The organism is Streptomyces sp. NPDC104831, from assembly GCF_055583025.1.
The window spans coordinates 76561-91748 of sequence record NZ_JBVJOT010000041.1 but is presented as its reverse complement, the minus strand read 5'-3'; the positions used below and the strand labels follow the sequence as shown (position 1 = coordinate 91748).

Genomic DNA, 15188 nt, shown 5'->3' with positions numbered 1-15188 from the left:
AGGACATTCGGCCCGCGCCGGAGGGAGAGTGGCGGGGAACTCCGGGAGAGCGGACCCCACACACATCGGGGGCCGCACCCTCGCTGGGGGGCCCCGCCCCGCGGGTGCGGACGGGGGTCAGGCCAGCTCGGCCGTCAGGGTGATCGTCGTACCGGCCAGGGCCTGGCTGACCGGGCAGTTCTTCTTGGCGTCCTCGGCGGCCGAGGCGAAGCCGTCCGCGTCCAGGCCGGGCACCTCGCCGCGCACGGTGAGGTGGATGCCGGTGATGCCCTCGCCCGGCTGGAAGGTCACGTCGGCCTTGGTCTCCAGCCGGGTGGGCGGGGTGCCGGCGCCGGCCAGGCCGTGCGAGAGGGCCATGGAGAAGCAGCTGGAGTGGGCGGCGGCGATCAGCTCCTCCGGGCTGGTCTTGCCGTTCGCCTGCTCGGCGCGCGAGGGCCACGACACCGGCTGCTGGCCGATGCCGGAGGAGTCGAAGGTGACGACTCCGTTGCCGTCGAGCAGGTTGCCTTCCCAGACGGTGTGGGCGGTGCGCGTGGTTGCCACGATGCTTCCTTTCACGAGGGTCGCGGTCTCCGGGGTTCCCGGTATCCCCTATCCGATCACATCCGGCCTCCGCGCACTCCGAAGACCGGCTCACACGGGGTGAACGGGAGGTGAGGTGCCGGGGGCCGGGTGTCCGCCGCCTTCCTCAGGCGGCGCGTTCCTCCGCCTCCCCGGTGGGGGCCGTCGGGACCTGGGGACGGCTCAGTTCGGCGAGCCAGCGGCGCAGGACGTGGTGGACCTGCTCGGCGCCGGCCGGTTCCGTCCCGTCGGCCGAGGGCGGGGAGAGGTCCACCGGGGAGAGCAGGAACGGGCGGGACTGGGCGCCGCCGAGGCCGCCGTGGGAGCCGATCTGCTCCTCGAAGGCGAGGACCTCGCCGTCGGCCGGGTCGTAGGCCGAGTTGACCATGATGTCGGCGGTGTGCGGGAAGGAGTGGGTGCGGCGGACGGCGTCGGCTGCGCCGGGGCCGAAGCGGGCCAGCGGGCCCGGCTCGTCGTCCAGCCGGTCCAGCGGGATCTCGGCGCCGTGCGCGCCGAGCACCACGCCGCCGTGCTCCTCGCTGCGCACCAGCAGGAAGCCGATGCCGGGGTGGTTGGCGAGGGTGGTGAGCAGGGCGGGGTGGCGGGCGTCGATCTCCTCCTTGGTCATCCGGTGCGGGACGTCCGGGAAGGAGACCAGGCCGAGGTTGCCGGAGGCGAGCACGATCGGCTCGCTGCGGGGGGCCGGGCGGTGGTGCCCGCCCCTCTCCTCCACCGGGCGGCGCAGCGCCGCGCGGACGGCGGCGCGGGCCTCGGCCCCGCTGTGGGTCTGCTCGGCCCGGCGCGGCACGGGCAGTCCGCAGCCGGCCCGGACCAGGTCGCCGAGGCCGAGGCCGTAACGGGAGCGGAACGTTTCGCCGGGGCTCTGCCCGTGGTCGGACAGGACGACGATCCGGTAGGGGCGCGGGGCGTGCTCGGCGACGCGTTCCAGCAGGGCCAGGCAGCGGTCCAGGCGCCGCAGGACCTGCTCGGCGTCGCGGCCGCGCGGGCCGGAGTGGTGGGCCACCTCGTCGTAGGCGACCAGGTCGGCGTAGACGGCGGTACGGCCGGCGAGCATGTCGCCCATGACCGCGGCGACGACCACGTCCCGCTCGACGACGGTGGCGAAGGCCCGGACGAGGGGGTAGAGGCCGCCCCGGCCGACCCGCGGGCGCTGCCGGCTCAGCCGGGCCCGGGTGGACTGGCCGATCTCGCGGGCCACCTCGGCGACGAAGGACAGGGCGGTGCGGACGGCGTTCGCGGGGTCGGAGAAGTAGGCGAAGTAGCCGGCCCGGGAGCGGTTGTCCCGGCCGCGGCGGCGGGTGGCGATGGACAGCACGAGGGCCTGTTCGCCGGCGCCGCCGCTGAAGAGGTTGCCGCGGCTGGCGCCGTCGACGGAGAGCAGCCCGCCGTCGCCGGTCCGCAGCGCGGCGCGGCGCTGGAGCTCGGCCGCGCTGGTCGGCCGGTTGCAGACCATCACCTCCCCGCGGTCCTTCTCGTACCAGCGGAAGGCCGGCACGTCGAAGGTGCTGCCGTGCAGGATGCCGAGCTGACTGGCCCCGGTCTGACTGGACCAGTCGGTACGCCAGGGGGTGAGGCGGTGCGTGGGCGCGGGGGCGAGGCGGGGGGTGGAGCGGCCGGGGGCGGGGGCCGGCCGCGTGCCGTCACCGGCCGGGCGTATGCCGTCACCGGCCGGGCGTATCCCGTCCGCTGCCGGGCGTGCGCCCTCCGCGGACGGTCGTGTGTCCGCCTGCGGGGCCAGCCAGCGGGCGACCGTCGGCATCAGGCCGCGCCGGACGGCGTCGGTGAGGACGTCGTGGCCCACGCCGTCGAGCTGGACGCAGACCAGGCCGGGGGCGGTGGGGCAGGGCGGGTGGGCCCGGCGGCCGCGGGTGGCGAGGCGGTGCAGCCGGCGGCGGTAGGCCTCGTCGTCGCGCACGGCGAGGGCCGCCCCGGTCGCGGAGGCGACGGCGGACATCACCGCGGCCACGATGACGGCGGTCTCCGGCGCGGCCTCGCCCCGTCCGGACGGGTTGACGCGCAGGGCGAGCAGCAGCAGGGACCCGTTGAGGAAGAAGACCAGCAGGCCGAGGACGAGCGCGGGCACGAGCAGCAGCAGGCGGACCAGCAGCGGCCACACCACGGCCGACAGGACGCCGAAGGCGCCGGCACCGCAGGCGGCGGCGAACGCGATACGGGTGACGCTGTCGCCGTCGGCGGACTGGAGCCGGAAGTCGGGCAGCAGCCCGGCGAGGACCAGCATGGTGAGCGTGGAGACCGCCCATACGGCGACGCTTCGTCCGACCTGGCCGGCGATCCGCCGCCACCGCATGCCCCGCACGCCGTACACCTCACACCCCGGCCCTTCCCCGCCCTCGGGCCGGAAGGAGCCTCCTTGCGCTTCACCGGGCCGGTCGGGCCCCGCTCCACCTTGTCACACGGGGCGCGGGCGGATCGGGCGGGCCGGGGTCAGCGGCCGTCGTAGCCGGCCGTCGGCATGGACAGGCGCCGGTGCACCCGGGCCTTCATCTGCGCGTCGTACGCCGGCTCGGCGCGCCCCACCGTCTCCACGCGCACGCCTCGGCGCGCGCACTCGGCGGTGAACTCCTCCACCGAGGACAGGGCCCGGCGCAGCACCCGGAGGCTGGGCGCGACGAACACGTCCACCCCGGGGCGCACGCCCTCCCACAGCGCGCAGTGGTCGAAACGGAGACCGCCGACGAGGAGTTCCCGGGCGATGACGTAGCCGCGCTCGGCGGCCCAGCGGGCGCACATGGCGTGCTGGCTGCGGGAGTCCACCAGGAAGGGGTCCGCCTCCAGCTCCTCCAGGGGCGTCAGGCTCGCGATGGCGGTGACCCGCACCGGCGTGAGCGTGCCGAACACACCTCGCGGCTGTCTCATGGGGTCCCCTCACCTCCGGTTTTCGCCGCCGACCCTACTCCTGCCCGTAGGCTTCGGGGAGTCGCGTGAAGGAGGCGAAAGAAGGTGCCGGTGGAGATCACCTGGTGGGGTCACGCCACCTGCGTGGTGGAGGACGCGAACATCAGGGTGATCACCGATCCCCTGTTCGCCCGCCGGCTGGCGCATCTGCGCCGCCGCCGGGGCGCCGTGCCACCCGCCGGGGCCCGCCGCGCGGACCTGGCGCTGGTCTCCCACCTGCACGCCGATCACCTGCACGTGCCCTCGCTGGCCTGTCTCGCCCCGGGCACGCGCCTGCTCGTGCCCCGGGGCGCACCCCGGGCGGTGCCCGGACTGCGCCGGCTGCGGCAGCTGCGGATCACCGAGGTGGTGCCCGGGGACGAGGTGCGGATCGGCGCCGCGCGGGTCCGGGTGGTGCCGGCGCTGCACGACGGGCGGCGGCTGCCGGTGGGCCCGCACCGCTGCCCCGCGCTGGGGTACGTCGTGGAGGGCGAGGCGCGCACCTACTTCGCCGGGGACACGGGACTGTTCGACACGATGGCCGAGCGGGTCGGGCCGGTGGACGTGGCGCTGCTGCCGGTGGGCGGCTGGGGACCGTACCTCGGGGAGGGGCACCTCGACGCGGGGCGCGCGGCACGGGCGCTGGCCCGGCTGGCGCCGCGGGCCGCGGTCCCGGTGCACTACGGCACGTACTGGCCGGTGGGCATGGACGCGGTGCGCCCGCACGAGTTCCACGCGCCGGGCGACGAGTTCGTACGGCTGGCGGCGCTGGCCGCGCCCGGGGTCGCGGTGCACAAGCTGGGGCACGGCGAGAGCGTGCGGCTGGAGGTCGCGCGGTGACGTGGCTCGCCGAGGCGTCCAGGGCCGCGACGGCCGGGTCCGCGCAGCAGGCGGTGGGCTATCCGTCGTTGTTCCTGCTGGTGCTGGTCGGGGCGTTGGTGCCGGTGGTGCCGACGGGTGCGCTGGTGAGTTCGGCGGCGGTGGTGGCGTGCCACCGTACGGCGCCGTTCTCGCTGGCGCTGGTGTTCGTGACGGCGTCGCTGGCCGCGTTCCTCGGGGACGCGGCGCTGTACTGGCTGGGGCGGCGCGGAACGCGGTCCCGCAACGGGTCGCGGTGGCTGGCGGCGATCCGGTCGCGGGCGCCGGAGGAACGGCTGGCGCAGGCGCGGGGCAAGCTGGCCGAGCACGGCGGCACCGTGCTGGTGCTGTCCCGGCTGGTGCCGGGCGGGCGGATACCGGTGATGCTGGCGTGTCTGCTGGCGGAGTGGCCGCCGCGGCGGTTCGCGCGGGGCAACCTGCCCGCGTGCCTGGCCTGGGCGGCCACGTACCAGGTGATCGGGGTGGTGGGGGGTTCGCTGTTCGAGGAGCCCTGGGAAGGGGTCGTGCTGGCGGTGGTGCTGACCGTCGTCGTCGGCGCGGCGCCCGGGGTGTGGCGGCGGGTCCGGGCCGCCGGGTGAGCCGTCACCGCCGGGCGAGGGGGCGGCGGGCCGCCCCGCGTCCCCTCACTCCAGCACCCTGGAGGCGCCGATCGGCAGGTCCCACAGATCCTCCCGCTCCAGCCCCGCCTTCTCCCAGGCGGTCCGTACCCGGGTGAGCGGTTCCAGCACCGGTTCCGCCGAGAGGACGAACGTGCCCCAGTGCATGGGGGCCATGCGGCGGGCGCCGAGGTCCACGGTGGCCTGGACCGCCTCCTCGGGGTCGCAGTGGACGTCGCTGAGCCACCAGCGGGGGTCGTAGGCGCCGATGGGCATCAGCGCGAGGTCGATGCCGGGATAGCGGCGGCCGATGCGGGAGAACCAGTGGCCGTAGCCGGTGTCGCCGGCGAAGTAGAGGCGCTGTCCGTCGGGGGCGGTGAGGATCCAGCCGCCCCACAGGCTGCGGCAGGTGTCGGTGAGGGTGCGCTTGGACCAGTGGTGGGCCGGCACGAAGTCGAAGCGGGTGCCGGACAGTTCCGCGCCCTCCCACCAGTCCAGCTCGGTGATCCGGGTGAACCGGCGGCGGCGGAACCAGCGGCCGAGGCCCGCGGGCGCGAACACCGGGGTGTCGCGCGGGAGCCGGCGCAGCGTCGGCGCGTCCAGGTGGTCGTAGTGGTTGTGGCTGATGACGACGGCGTCGACGGGGGGCAGGTCCTCCCAGGGCACGCCGACGGGGGTGACGCGGGCCGGGGTGCCGAGGATGCGGCGGGACCAGACGGGGTCGGTGAGGACGGTCAGCCCGCCGATCCGCACGATCCAGCTGGCGTGCCCCGCCCAGGTGACGGCGAGGGTGCGGGTGTCGACGCGGGGCAGCGGTTGCGGCTCGTACGGCAGCCGGGGGATGTCGGCGAGCCCGTCGGGGCCGGGGCGCACGGCGCCTTCGCGGGCGAACCGGGCGAGGGCCCTCAGGCCGGGCAGGGGCGCGGTCAGCCGGTCGTGGAAGGTGCGCGGCCAGACCCGGTGCCCGCCCAGCGGGCGGGGCTCGGCCGGCGGGGGGAAGGGGCCGGTGAGGGACGTGCCGGGCACCGTGGTCGCCGGGGCCGGGCCGGGCTCGTGCGTCTGCTGCGTCATCGAGGAGGCTCCCATCGCTGAGCGTCATCGCGGAGATCGTCGAAGGCCGACCTCAAGGAGGCCAACGCGCCCTGTACGTGTGGCAGTTCCGCCGGAGCGGGGGACCCTAGGCATTCCGCGCGCTCCTCGTCCGTGCCGCCCAGCAGGGGGCCGGTGGCGAGCCGTACGCGCAGCGCCCCGAGGTCGTCGCCGAAGCGGTGGCCGCCGGGCGCGGGCATGCCGAGCCGGGCGGTGAGGAGGTCCTCCAGCTCCTGGGCGTCGCCGACGCCCCGGGCGGCGAGCGGTGCGCGCAGCGGCCCGAGGTCGGCGTACAGGTGGCGGCCGGCCTGCGGGGGCCGGACGAGCGCGCCGGCGGCGACCAGGCAGGCGTGCGCGGCGGCGGCCACGTCCGCGTGCAGCCGGACGGCGGCCTCCCGGCGCTCGATGACGGCCGCCGGCTCGTCGAGGGCGTAGCAGGCCGCCGCGGCGACCGGTACGGCGAGCCGCGCGTCGAGGGCGGTGAGGATGTCGAGCACGCGCGCGTGCAGGTGGTGTCCCGCGCCGGTGGCCGGGAAGCGGGCGACGGCGGCGGGCCAGCCGGCCGGCAGCAGGGCGCCGGCCAGGTCGGTGACGACGGTGACCTCCTCGGGCCACACCTCGGCCGGGCTGAGCAGGACGGACTCGTGCGGCGCGTGCAGGGTGTCCCGCCAGGTCTCGTCGCTGACCAGGTGGAGGCCCTCGGCGGTGGCGGCCTCCACGGTCTCGCGCAGCAGTTCGGGCGGGGCGACGGTGGCGGTGGGGTCGTCGGCGACGGACAGCACCAGCAGCCGCGGGTCGCCGCCCTCGGCGCGGACCCGGCGGACGGTCTCCAGCAGGGCGTACGGGTCGGGGACGCCACCGCTCTCGGCGGGGGTCGGCACATGGAAGACGGGGCGGCCGAGGAGCCGGGCGTACGGGGCCCACCAGGCGGCGCAGGGGCGGGGCACGAGGACGTCGGCGCCGTCCCCGGCCAGCGCGGCGGTCAGGGCGAGCAGCAGCGCGGGGGCGCCGGGGGCCGCGGCGACCCGGTCGGGGGCGCAGGGCAGTGAGCGCCGGGTCCAGTAGCCGCAGGCCGCCTCCAGCAGGGCGGGGGCGCCGCCGACGGGCTGGGCGTCGGCGCGGCCGGCCGCGGCGGCGAGCACGGCGGAGAGTTCGGGCAGCACGGGCAGGCCGTCGCCGGGGAGCGGCGGGCCGTAGCGGACGGGGCCGTGGTCCTCCCGGCGGCCTCGGCCCTCTCGGTGGTCTTCTCGGTGGTCCCGGCCTTCGCGGTGGCCGTGGTCCTCCCGGCGGCGGACGGGGCCGTGGCCGTCCCGGCGGTCCCGGTCGGGGTCCGTCCGCCGCATGTCCGCCTCCGCGAGTCCGTGGTGCCGTCGTGCCGCCCTGTCCGGGCCGTGTGCTCCTCGTGGCCGTGGTGCCGTCCGTGTCCGGGCGGTGCGTCCCGGCGTTGCCGGTCCGGCGGCCGGGCGGCGGAGGGCGCCGGCGGGGCCGCCGGCGGTGGCCCCGGACGCCGTATACCCGTCCTGCCGCGCTCCATGGGAGGCGGCCGTCGTCGCCGGGGTCACATCCCGGCGGACCGGTCCGCGGCGAGGCGGGTGCGTCCGTACACCCGGTAGCCGGCACCCGCGCAGGCGGCGGTGATCAGGACGGCGCCGGCGGCGAGCGCGGGCACCGAGCCGCCGAGGCTGCCGCCTGCTCCCGCGTCCACGCCGTGCTGGACGCCGGCCGGCCGGCAGCCGTCGGGGTCACGGTCCTCACGGCAGGCGTGGCCGCCGTCGGAGCAGGCCGCGCCACCGGAGTCCCCTCCCGAACACTCCCGCCCCCCGCCGTCCGCGCTCCCGCCGTCCCACCCGGCGCCGCCCGGTCCCCCGTCGGTCTGCCCGCCTCCCTCCCGTCCCCCGGCGTCCTGGCCCCCACCGATCTGGCCGGCACCCTCCCGTCCCCCGGCGTCCGGTCCCCCGCCGACCTGCCCGGATCCGTCCCATCCCGAGCCGTCCGGACCCCCGGTCCGCCCGGCGCCGCCCTCCTGCGCCGAGCCGTCCCACCCGGTGCCGTCCGGCCCGGCCGCCTCCTTCCCGGTGCCGCCCACGGCCCCCGCGTCCGGGACGCCGCCCCCGTCCGGCACGGCCGGTTCGCGCCCGCCGGCGCCCGGGGAGGGGTCCTCGCACCCCGGATCGCCCGCGCCCTGGTCGCCGGGGGTTATGGGCGCGGCGCCCAGGGTGCCCGGCAGCGGTACCGGCAGGGGCCCGGTGCGGGGGTCGCAGGACGCCGGGAGCGGAACCGGGGCGGCGGACGCGGCGGGCCCGGTCAGGGCGAGCACGGCACCGGCGGCGAAGGCGGCGGACAGGGCGGCGCGGGCGGTGCGGCGCATGGGCGGGGCTCCTCGCGGGTGCGGCGGGCGGTCGGACGGCCGTACGCCGGCGCACCGGCACCACGGCGACGCCGTGCGGCACCCGGCCACGAGGGGACGGTCGTACCGCGCGGCGACGCCGTGCGGCGCCCCGGCCACGGGGGCACGGTCGGTGTGCCCTCGCTGCCATGACAGCCCGCGCGGGGCCGTACCGCGCGCGGCCGGAGCCCATTCGCGCGACACACGGGGCCGCCCGGGTGACGGCGCCCGGGCCGCGCCGTACGCGCCCCGGCCCGCGCCGGAGGTTTTCCGGCCGTCGCGCAGGTGACTCGGTACAGGCTGACCGGATCGTCCGCTTCGCTCTCCACCGGGAGGTCTGTCCATGAGCACCAAGGTCTCGGACCACATCCTCGAACGCCTGCGCGCATGGGGCGTGGAACAGGTCTTCGGCTATCCGGGCGACGGCATCAACGGACTGCTCGCCGCCTGGGGCCGCGCCGAGGACCGGCCGCGGTTCATCCAGTCCCGGCACGAGGAGATGTCCGCCTTCGAGGCGGTCGGGTACGCCAAGTTCAGCGGGCGCATCGGCGTGTGCGCGGCGACCTCCGGACCCGGTGCCATCCACCTGCTCAACGGACTGTACGACGCGAAGCTGGACCACGTGCCCGTGCTGGCCATCGTCGGCCAGACCAACCGGACCGCGATGGGCGGCTCCTACCAGCAGGAAGTCGACCTGCACACGCTGTACAAGGACGTCGCCTCGGAGTTCGTGGAGACCGTGACGGTGCCCGAGCAGCTGCCGAACGTGCTGGACCGGGCGATCCGCACGGCGTACGCCCGGCGCTGCCCGACCGCGCTGATCATCCCGGGCGACGTGCAGGAGCTGGACTACTCGCCGCCGACCCACGCGTTCAAGATGGTGCCGTCCAGCCTGGGGATGAGCGAGTTCACGGCGACCCCGACCGACGAGGCGCTGCGCCGGGCGGCCGACGTGCTCAACGCGGGCGAGAAGGTGGCCGTGCTGGTCGGCCAGGGCGCGGCGGGCGCGGTCGCCGAGGTGCGCGAGGTCGCCGAGCTGCTCGGCGCGGGGGTGGCCAAGGCGCTGCTCGGCAAGGACGTGCTCAGCGACGAGCTGCCGTATGTGACCGGCCCGATCGGGCTGCTCGGCAGCCGGCCGTCGTACGAGCTGATGCGGGACTGCGACACGCTGCTGACGATCGGCTCGTCGTTCCCGTACACCCAGTTCATGCCGGAGTTCGGCAAGGCGCGCGCGGTGCAGATCGACATCGACGCGCACATGATCGGCATGCGCTACCCGTACGAGGTGAACCTCGTCGGCGACGCCCGGGCCACGCTGCTGCGGCTGATCCCGCTGCTGAAGGCGGAGGGGCGGAGCCGCAAGTGGCACGACACGGTGTGCGCGAACGTGCGGCGCTGGCACACGACGATGGAGCGGCGGGCCGCGGTGCAGGCCGATCCGATCAACCCCGAGTACGTGGCCCGGGCGCTGGACCCGCTGCTGCCGGACAACGCGATCCTGACCTCGGACTCCGGTTCGGTCGCCAACTGGTACGCGCGGCACATCACGATGCGGCCGGGCATGCGCGGCTCGCTGTCCGGGACGCTGGCGACGATGGGCCCGGGCGTGCCGTACGCGATCGGGGCGAAGTTCGCGCACCCGGACCGGCCGGTGTTCGCGCTGGTCGGTGACGGCGCGATGCAGATGAACGGCCTGGCGGAGATGATCACCGCGGCGAAGTACCGGGACCGCTGGTCGGATCCGCGGCTGGTGGTGGCCGTGTGGAACAACCAGGACCTGAACCAGGTGACCTGGGAGATGCGGGCCATGGAGGGCGCCCCCTCCTTCCTCCCGTCGCAGTCGCTCCCGGACGTGCGGTACGCGGAGTTCGCCCGGTCGCTCGGGCTGACCGGCATCCGGGTGGAGAAGCCGGAGGACGTGGAGGCGGCCTGGCGGGCCGGGCTGGAGGCGGACGGGCCGGCGGTGCTGGAGTTCCTCACCGACCCCGCCGTGCCGCCGATCCCGCCGCACGCCTCCTGGGAGCAGATGGAGGCGACGGCCGCGTCGATCCTGAAGGGCGACGCCGACCGGGGCTCGGTGATCAAGCAGGGGCTGAAGGCGAAGGTGCAGGAGTTCCTGCCGGGCCGGACCAAGCAGTGACCGTGCGGGACGGGATCCGTCCGGCGTGACGAACCGGTGTCGGACGTGCGGCACCGGGTACGCGGTGCGCACCTTCGACCCTTGGAGGGAAGTATGCAGCGAGGCAGTGACCGGCTGAACGTCCACCGGGACGACGAGATGAAGCACGAGCTGAGGGGTCTGCTCCGCTCCGGACACCCCACCCGCGTGGAGGAGTGGCACGACCCGGAGCCGGCCGCGGACGACGACCCGGAGGTCTGGAGCGGCCCGGTGGGCGGCCTCGGGTCCCCGGCGGCACTGGAGCGGACCCGGCTGGAGCTGGCCCGGCACCTGAACCGGCACGCCTTCCCCGCGAAGCCCGGCGAGCTGGCCCGGGCGCTGCGCCGGAGCAACGCGCCCGGCACACTGATCGACGCCGTGGCCGCCCTGCCGCACGAGGGCCACTACGAGAACCTGCAACAGCTCGCCGAGGCGCTGGTGGGGGGCGCATGAGGGTGCCGGTACCGGCTGGCGGCGGTGCCACGGACCAGGCGGCCGAGATCGCACGGGGCGCCACGGTCGACACCGGCGAGGTCACGACGCGTTTCCTGCTGTACGGGCTGCTGCCCGGCTGGTTCGTGCCGGGACTCGCCGACTGGGCGATGCACCGGCGCACCGGGATCGAGGACACGTCGGGGACCAAGGAGTCCCTGATCCATTCCCTGATGATGGCGGAGGTGGGCGTCCCCATCGCGCTCACCCTGCGCTACGAGGTCAACCCGCTGCTGCTGGCCGTACAGCTGGGCGCGGCGGCGGTGCACGAGGCCACCGCGCTGTGGGACGTGCGGACGGCGGAGGACAGCGACCGCGAGGTCAAGCCGATCGAGCAGCACATCCACAGCTTCCTGGAGTCGCTGCCGTTCGGCGGGCTGGTCTCCCTCATGTGCCTGCACTCCGACCAGGTGCGGTCGCTGCTGCGGGGAGGCCGCGGGGACCCGGACGCCTGGCGGCTGGTGCCGCGCCGGCGGCCGCTGTCGCCGGGCTATCTGGCGGGCATCGGGGTCGCGATCGGCGCGTGCGTGCTGCTGCCGTACGGCGAGGAGTTGCTGCGCTGCCGACGGGCGGCCGGGAAGAGGAGGCGCCGCGCCCGGGACCGCGAGGCGGCGCTGCGGAAACCGAAAGGAGCCTGACACATCATGCGTATCGCGTTTCTGGTGGCACCCGAGGGTGTCGAGCAGGTGGAGCTGACCGAGCCGTGGAAGGCGGCCTCGGACGCCGGTCACGAACCCGTGCTGGTGTCGACACAGTCAGGGGAGATCCAGGCGTTCAACCATCTGGACAAGGCGGACACGTTCCCCGTGGACGAGGTGGTGGAGCAGGCGTCGGCCGGGTCGTTCGGCGGTCTGGTGCTGCCGGGCGGGGTCGCCAACCCGGACTTCCTGCGGATGGACGAGAAGGCCGTCGCCTTCGTGAAGGACTTCTTCGACCAGGGCCGGCCGGTCGCCGCGATCTGCCACGCGCCGTGGACGCTGGTGGAGGCCGACGTGGTGCGCGGCCGGGTGCTGACGTCCTGGCCGAGTCTGCGGACCGACATCCGCAACGCGGGCGGCACCTGGGTGGACGAGCAGGTGAAGATCTGCGACCACGGCTCCAACCAGCTGGTGACCAGCCGCAAGCCGGACGACCTGAAGGCGTTCTGCGACGCGTTCCTGCACGTGTTCTCCGGTGAGGCCGGCTGAGCGGCGCCCGTGTGCCACGGGGCCGGCCCGCTCGGCGGGCCGGCCCCGTCGTGTGCCGTCGTACGGGCCGTCCGGTGGGTCAGGTGCCGGACGCGTCCGGGGTCGCCGCCTCGCCGCAGCCGCGCTCCCGGGCGCCTTCGCGGGTGCGGCCCGCGCTCACCAGGCGGCGGGGGTTGCGCCGCAGATACTCGCCCTCCAGCTGCGCCATCCGCTCGTTGTGGGCCCGCAGCGCGTCGTTCGAGCCGTACAGGAGGGTGTCGTGGCGCGTGCGGTGGATCGTCTCCAGCTCCTTCATGAGCTGCTGGTCGTCCAGCCGGCTGGGGTCGACTCCGGTCATGGTGGTGCCCCGCTCGTCGTGTTCGTTCATGGGCTACGGGTACCCGCCCGGAACGCGCTGCCCCGGGCGGTGCCCGCGAGGACTCCGTGGAGCTCGCGTTCCCGAGTCCACTGTACGGACATCCGGGGTCCCGGGCCTCCGCTTGCGTCGTCCTGGACCGGCGAGGACCCGTCCCGGGGCGGGCTCCGGGTCACCGGGCCCGCTCGACCCGACGCTCGTCCCAGACCGGTTCCGGGCTCTCGCGGACCCGCCCGTCGCTGCCGAACACCAGGAAGCGGTCGAAGGAGCGGGCGAACCAGCGGTCGTGGGTGACCGCGAGGACGGTGCCCTCGAACGCCTCCAGCCCCTCCTGGAGGGCCTCGGCGGACTCCAGGTCGAGGTTGTCGGTGGGCTCGTCCAGCAGCAGCGCGGTGGCGCCGGCCAGTTCCAGCAGCAGGATCTGGAAGCGGGCCTGCTGCCCCCCGGAGAGCCGGTCGAAGGTCTGCTCGGCCTGCTGGGTGAGTTCGTAGCGGCGCAGCCGGGACATGGCCGCGCCGCGGTCCTGGGCGTGTTCCTTCCACAGGATGTCCAGGAGGGTGCGCCCCCTCAGTTCCGGGTGGGCGTGGGTCTGCGCGAAGTGGCCGGGGACGACGCGGGCGCCCAGCTTCCACTGCCCCGAGTGCGCGACGTCCTCGCCGGCCAGCAGCCGCAGGAAGTGCGACTTCCCGGAGCCGTTGGAGCCGAGGACGGCGACCCGTTCGCCGTAGAAGACCTCCAGGTCGAACGGCTTCATCAGACCGGTCAGTTCGAGGCCCTGGCAGGTGACGGCGCGTACGCCGGTACGGCCGCCCTTCAGGCGCATGGTGATGTCCTGCTCGCGGGGCGGCTCGGGCGGCGGGCCGGCCTCCTCGAACTTGCGCAGGCGGGTCTGCGCGGCGGCGTACCGGGAGGCCATCTCGTGGCTGACGGCGGCGGCCTGACGGAGGTTCAGCACCAGCTTCTTCAGCTGGGCGTGCTTCTCGTCCCAGCGGCGGCGCAACTCCTCGAAGCGGGCGAAGCGTTCGCGGCGGGCCTCGTGGTAGGTGGCGAAGCCGCCGCCGTGCACCCAGGCGTCGGCGCCGGCCGGGCCGGGCTCCACGGAGACGATCTTCTCGGCGGCGCGGGCGAGGAGTTCGCGGTCGTGGGAGACGAACAGGACCGTCTTCCGGGTCTCCCCGAGCTGCTCCTCCAGCCACCGCTTGCCGGGCACGTCGAGGTAGTTGTCCGGCTCGTCCAGCAGCAGCACCTCGTCGGTGCCGCGCAGCAGCGCCTCCAGCACCAGCCGCTTCTGCTCGCCGCCGGAGAGGGTGCGCACCTGGCGCCACTGGGCGCGTTCGTAGGGGACGCCGAGGGCAGCGGTGGTGCACATGTCCCACAGGGTCTCCGCCTCGTAGCCGCGCACCTCGGCCCAGTCGGCGAGGGCCTGGGCGTAGGCGAGCTGGGCGGCCTCGTCGTCGACGGTCATCAGGGCGTGCTCGGCGGCGTCGACGGCCTTCGCCGCCTCCCGGATGCGGGGCGGGGCCACGGAGACCAGCAGGTCCCGTACGGTCGACTCGTCCCGCACGGAGCCGACGAACTGGCGCATCACGCCGAGGCCGCCGCTGACGGTGACGGTGCCGCCGTGTGGTTTCAGCTCGCCGGAGATCAGCCTGAGCAGCGTGGTCTTGCCGGCACCGTTCGGTCCGACGAGGGCGACGACGGCGCCCTCGCCGACCCGGAAGGAGACGTCGCCGAGCAGCGTCCTCCCGTCGGGGAGGTGGTATTCGAGGTGCGCGGCTTCCAGATGTCCCATGGGCAGGCATTCTGCGCGGCGCCGGGTGCCGGGGGCAAACGGTTACCCGGCGGGTACCGGGCGCGCGCCCTCCGCTACCCGTCCGTCCCCAGGGACTCTCCGGCCGGTCCGCCCCCGCCCGCCGGTGCCACCACGGCGCCCTGCCAGGACAGGGCCTCCCAGCCGTCGGCCGGGGAGCCCTCCAGGATCACCACGCCGGTGTTCGCCAGCGGGCGGGCCGCGGCGAAGGCGACCTCCACGTTGGCGGCGCGGGCGGCGGTCCACACGCGGATCGCGGCACCGTGACCGACCAGGGCGACGGTCCGGGCGCCGCTCGCGGCGGCCTCGGCGACCACCGCGTCGTACCGGCCCAGGGCCTCGGTGCCGCTCTCCCCGCCGGGCATGCGCAGCGCGGTGTCCCCGGACGCCCACGCGAACGCCGTGCGCAGGTACCGCCGGCCCTGCGGGGTGTGCCCGGGCAGCATCTCCAGGTCTCCGGCGGACAGCTCGCGGATGCCGTCCCGGACGATCACCTCCAGGCCGCGGGCGGCGGCCAGCGGGGCGGCCGTCTGCTGGGTGCGGATGAGCGTGGAGGCGTACAGGGCGTCGATGTCCTCCGCGGCCAGCGCCCCGGGCAGGGCGGCGGCCTGTGCCGCGCCGAGCGCGGTCAGCCCCGGGCCGGGCACCGCCGTGTCCAGCAGGCCCTCGACGTTGGACGGGGTCTGGCCGTGCCGGACGAGGAGCAGGCGCATCCGGGGGTTCACCTCCGCGCGGGCACAAGGAACCGGCCCTTCAGGG

The 15188-nt window shown here is 75.6% G+C and carries 15 protein-coding genes; 6 read left to right on the top strand and 9 right to left on the bottom strand.

Annotation, left to right across the window (positions count from 1 at the left end; translation table 11 throughout):
* Positions 1–117: 117 nt before the first annotated feature.
* The 3 genes from ACZ63H_RS26285 to ACZ63H_RS26275 form a co-directional block, all read right to left on the bottom strand.
* Positions 118–543: an OsmC family protein gene (locus tag ACZ63H_RS26285; RefSeq protein ID WP_467932931.1), complete on the bottom strand. Its 426-nt coding sequence runs from the start codon at positions 541–543 to the stop codon at positions 118–120.
* A 145-nt stretch (positions 544–688) separates the two neighbouring features.
* Positions 689–2899: a phage holin family protein gene (locus ACZ63H_RS26280; protein WP_469869002.1), complete on the bottom strand. Its 2211-nt coding sequence runs from the start codon at positions 2897–2899 to the stop codon at positions 689–691.
* A 128-nt stretch (positions 2900–3027) separates the two neighbouring features.
* Positions 3028–3459, bottom strand: coding sequence for a hypothetical protein (locus ACZ63H_RS26275; protein WP_451346405.1), 432 nt, complete (start codon positions 3457–3459; stop codon positions 3028–3030).
* 84 nt (positions 3460–3543) lie between these two features.
* On the opposite strand from ACZ63H_RS26275, the gene ACZ63H_RS26270 reads away from it, so the two are divergent.
* Both ACZ63H_RS26270 and ACZ63H_RS26265 read left to right on the top strand, forming a co-directional pair.
* Positions 3544–4317 (top strand): MBL fold metallo-hydrolase, encoded by a 774-nt coding sequence (locus ACZ63H_RS26270; RefSeq protein WP_469869000.1) that lies wholly within the window; start codon positions 3544–3546, stop codon positions 4315–4317.
* A complete protein-coding gene (locus ACZ63H_RS26265; RefSeq protein WP_469868998.1) occupies positions 4314–4934 on the top strand; it encodes a DedA family protein in 621 nt (206 codons plus the stop codon). Before ACZ63H_RS26270 ends, ACZ63H_RS26265 begins: the two co-directional genes overlap by 4 nt.
* 45 nt (positions 4935–4979) lie before the next feature.
* Here ACZ63H_RS26265 and ACZ63H_RS26260 read toward each other — a convergent pair whose 3' ends face one another.
* The 3 genes from ACZ63H_RS26260 to ACZ63H_RS26250 all read right to left on the bottom strand — a co-directional run bounded on the left by ACZ63H_RS26260 (position 4980) and on the right by ACZ63H_RS26250 (position 8409).
* The gene (locus ACZ63H_RS26260; RefSeq protein ID WP_469868996.1) at positions 4980–6023 is read right to left on the bottom strand and encodes an MBL fold metallo-hydrolase; all 1044 of its coding nucleotides are present in this window, start codon (positions 6021–6023) and stop codon (positions 4980–4982) included.
* Positions 6020–7384, bottom strand: coding sequence for an aminotransferase class I/II-fold pyridoxal phosphate-dependent enzyme (locus tag ACZ63H_RS26255; protein ID WP_469868994.1), 1365 nt, complete (start codon positions 7382–7384; stop codon positions 6020–6022). Before ACZ63H_RS26255 ends, ACZ63H_RS26260 begins: the two co-directional genes overlap by 4 nt.
* Positions 7385–7599: 215 nt before the next feature.
* Positions 7600–8409 (bottom strand): hypothetical protein, encoded by an 810-nt coding sequence (locus tag ACZ63H_RS26250; RefSeq protein WP_469868992.1) that lies wholly within the window; start codon positions 8407–8409, stop codon positions 7600–7602.
* Between the two features lie 361 nt (positions 8410–8770).
* Here ACZ63H_RS26250 and ACZ63H_RS26245 point away from each other — a divergent pair, with 361 nt between their 5' ends.
* The 4 genes from ACZ63H_RS26245 (at position 8771) to ACZ63H_RS26230 (ending at position 12264) form a co-directional block, all read left to right on the top strand.
* Positions 8771–10567, top strand: a complete 1797-nt coding sequence (locus ACZ63H_RS26245) for a thiamine pyrophosphate-requiring protein (RefSeq protein ID WP_469868990.1) — start codon at positions 8771–8773, stop codon at positions 10565–10567.
* Positions 10568–10660: 93 nt separating this feature from the next.
* Complete coding sequence (locus tag ACZ63H_RS26240; protein ID WP_469868988.1) at positions 10661–11038, top strand: DUF2795 domain-containing protein; 378 nt, start codon at positions 10661–10663, stop codon at positions 11036–11038.
* Positions 11035–11715, top strand: a complete 681-nt coding sequence (locus ACZ63H_RS26235) for a diguanylate cyclase (RefSeq protein WP_469868986.1) — start codon at positions 11035–11037, stop codon at positions 11713–11715. The genes ACZ63H_RS26240 and ACZ63H_RS26235 overlap by 4 nt, the downstream gene beginning before the upstream one ends.
* Before the next feature lie 6 nt (positions 11716–11721).
* Entirely contained in the window at positions 11722–12264 is a 543-nt protein-coding gene (locus tag ACZ63H_RS26230) for a type 1 glutamine amidotransferase domain-containing protein (RefSeq protein ID WP_469868984.1), read from the top strand.
* Between the two features lie 79 nt (positions 12265–12343).
* Here the strand turns inward: ACZ63H_RS26230 and ACZ63H_RS26225 are convergent, their stop codons facing one another.
* From ACZ63H_RS26225 to ACZ63H_RS26215, 3 genes are all read right to left on the bottom strand, one after another.
* Positions 12344–12631 carry a DUF6158 family protein gene (locus ACZ63H_RS26225; protein ID WP_030789224.1) on the bottom strand — a complete coding sequence of 96 codons (288 nt, stop codon included), beginning with the start codon at positions 12629–12631 and terminating at the stop codon, positions 12344–12346.
* Between the two features lie 160 nt (positions 12632–12791).
* Entirely contained in the window at positions 12792–14411 is a 1620-nt protein-coding gene (locus ACZ63H_RS26220) for an ABC-F family ATP-binding cassette domain-containing protein (protein ID WP_469868982.1), read from the bottom strand.
* Between the two features lie 74 nt (positions 14412–14485).
* Positions 14486–15142, bottom strand: a complete 657-nt coding sequence (locus ACZ63H_RS26215; protein ID WP_469868980.1) for a histidine phosphatase family protein — start codon at positions 15140–15142, stop codon at positions 14486–14488.
* Positions 15143–15188: the final 46 nt, after the last annotated feature.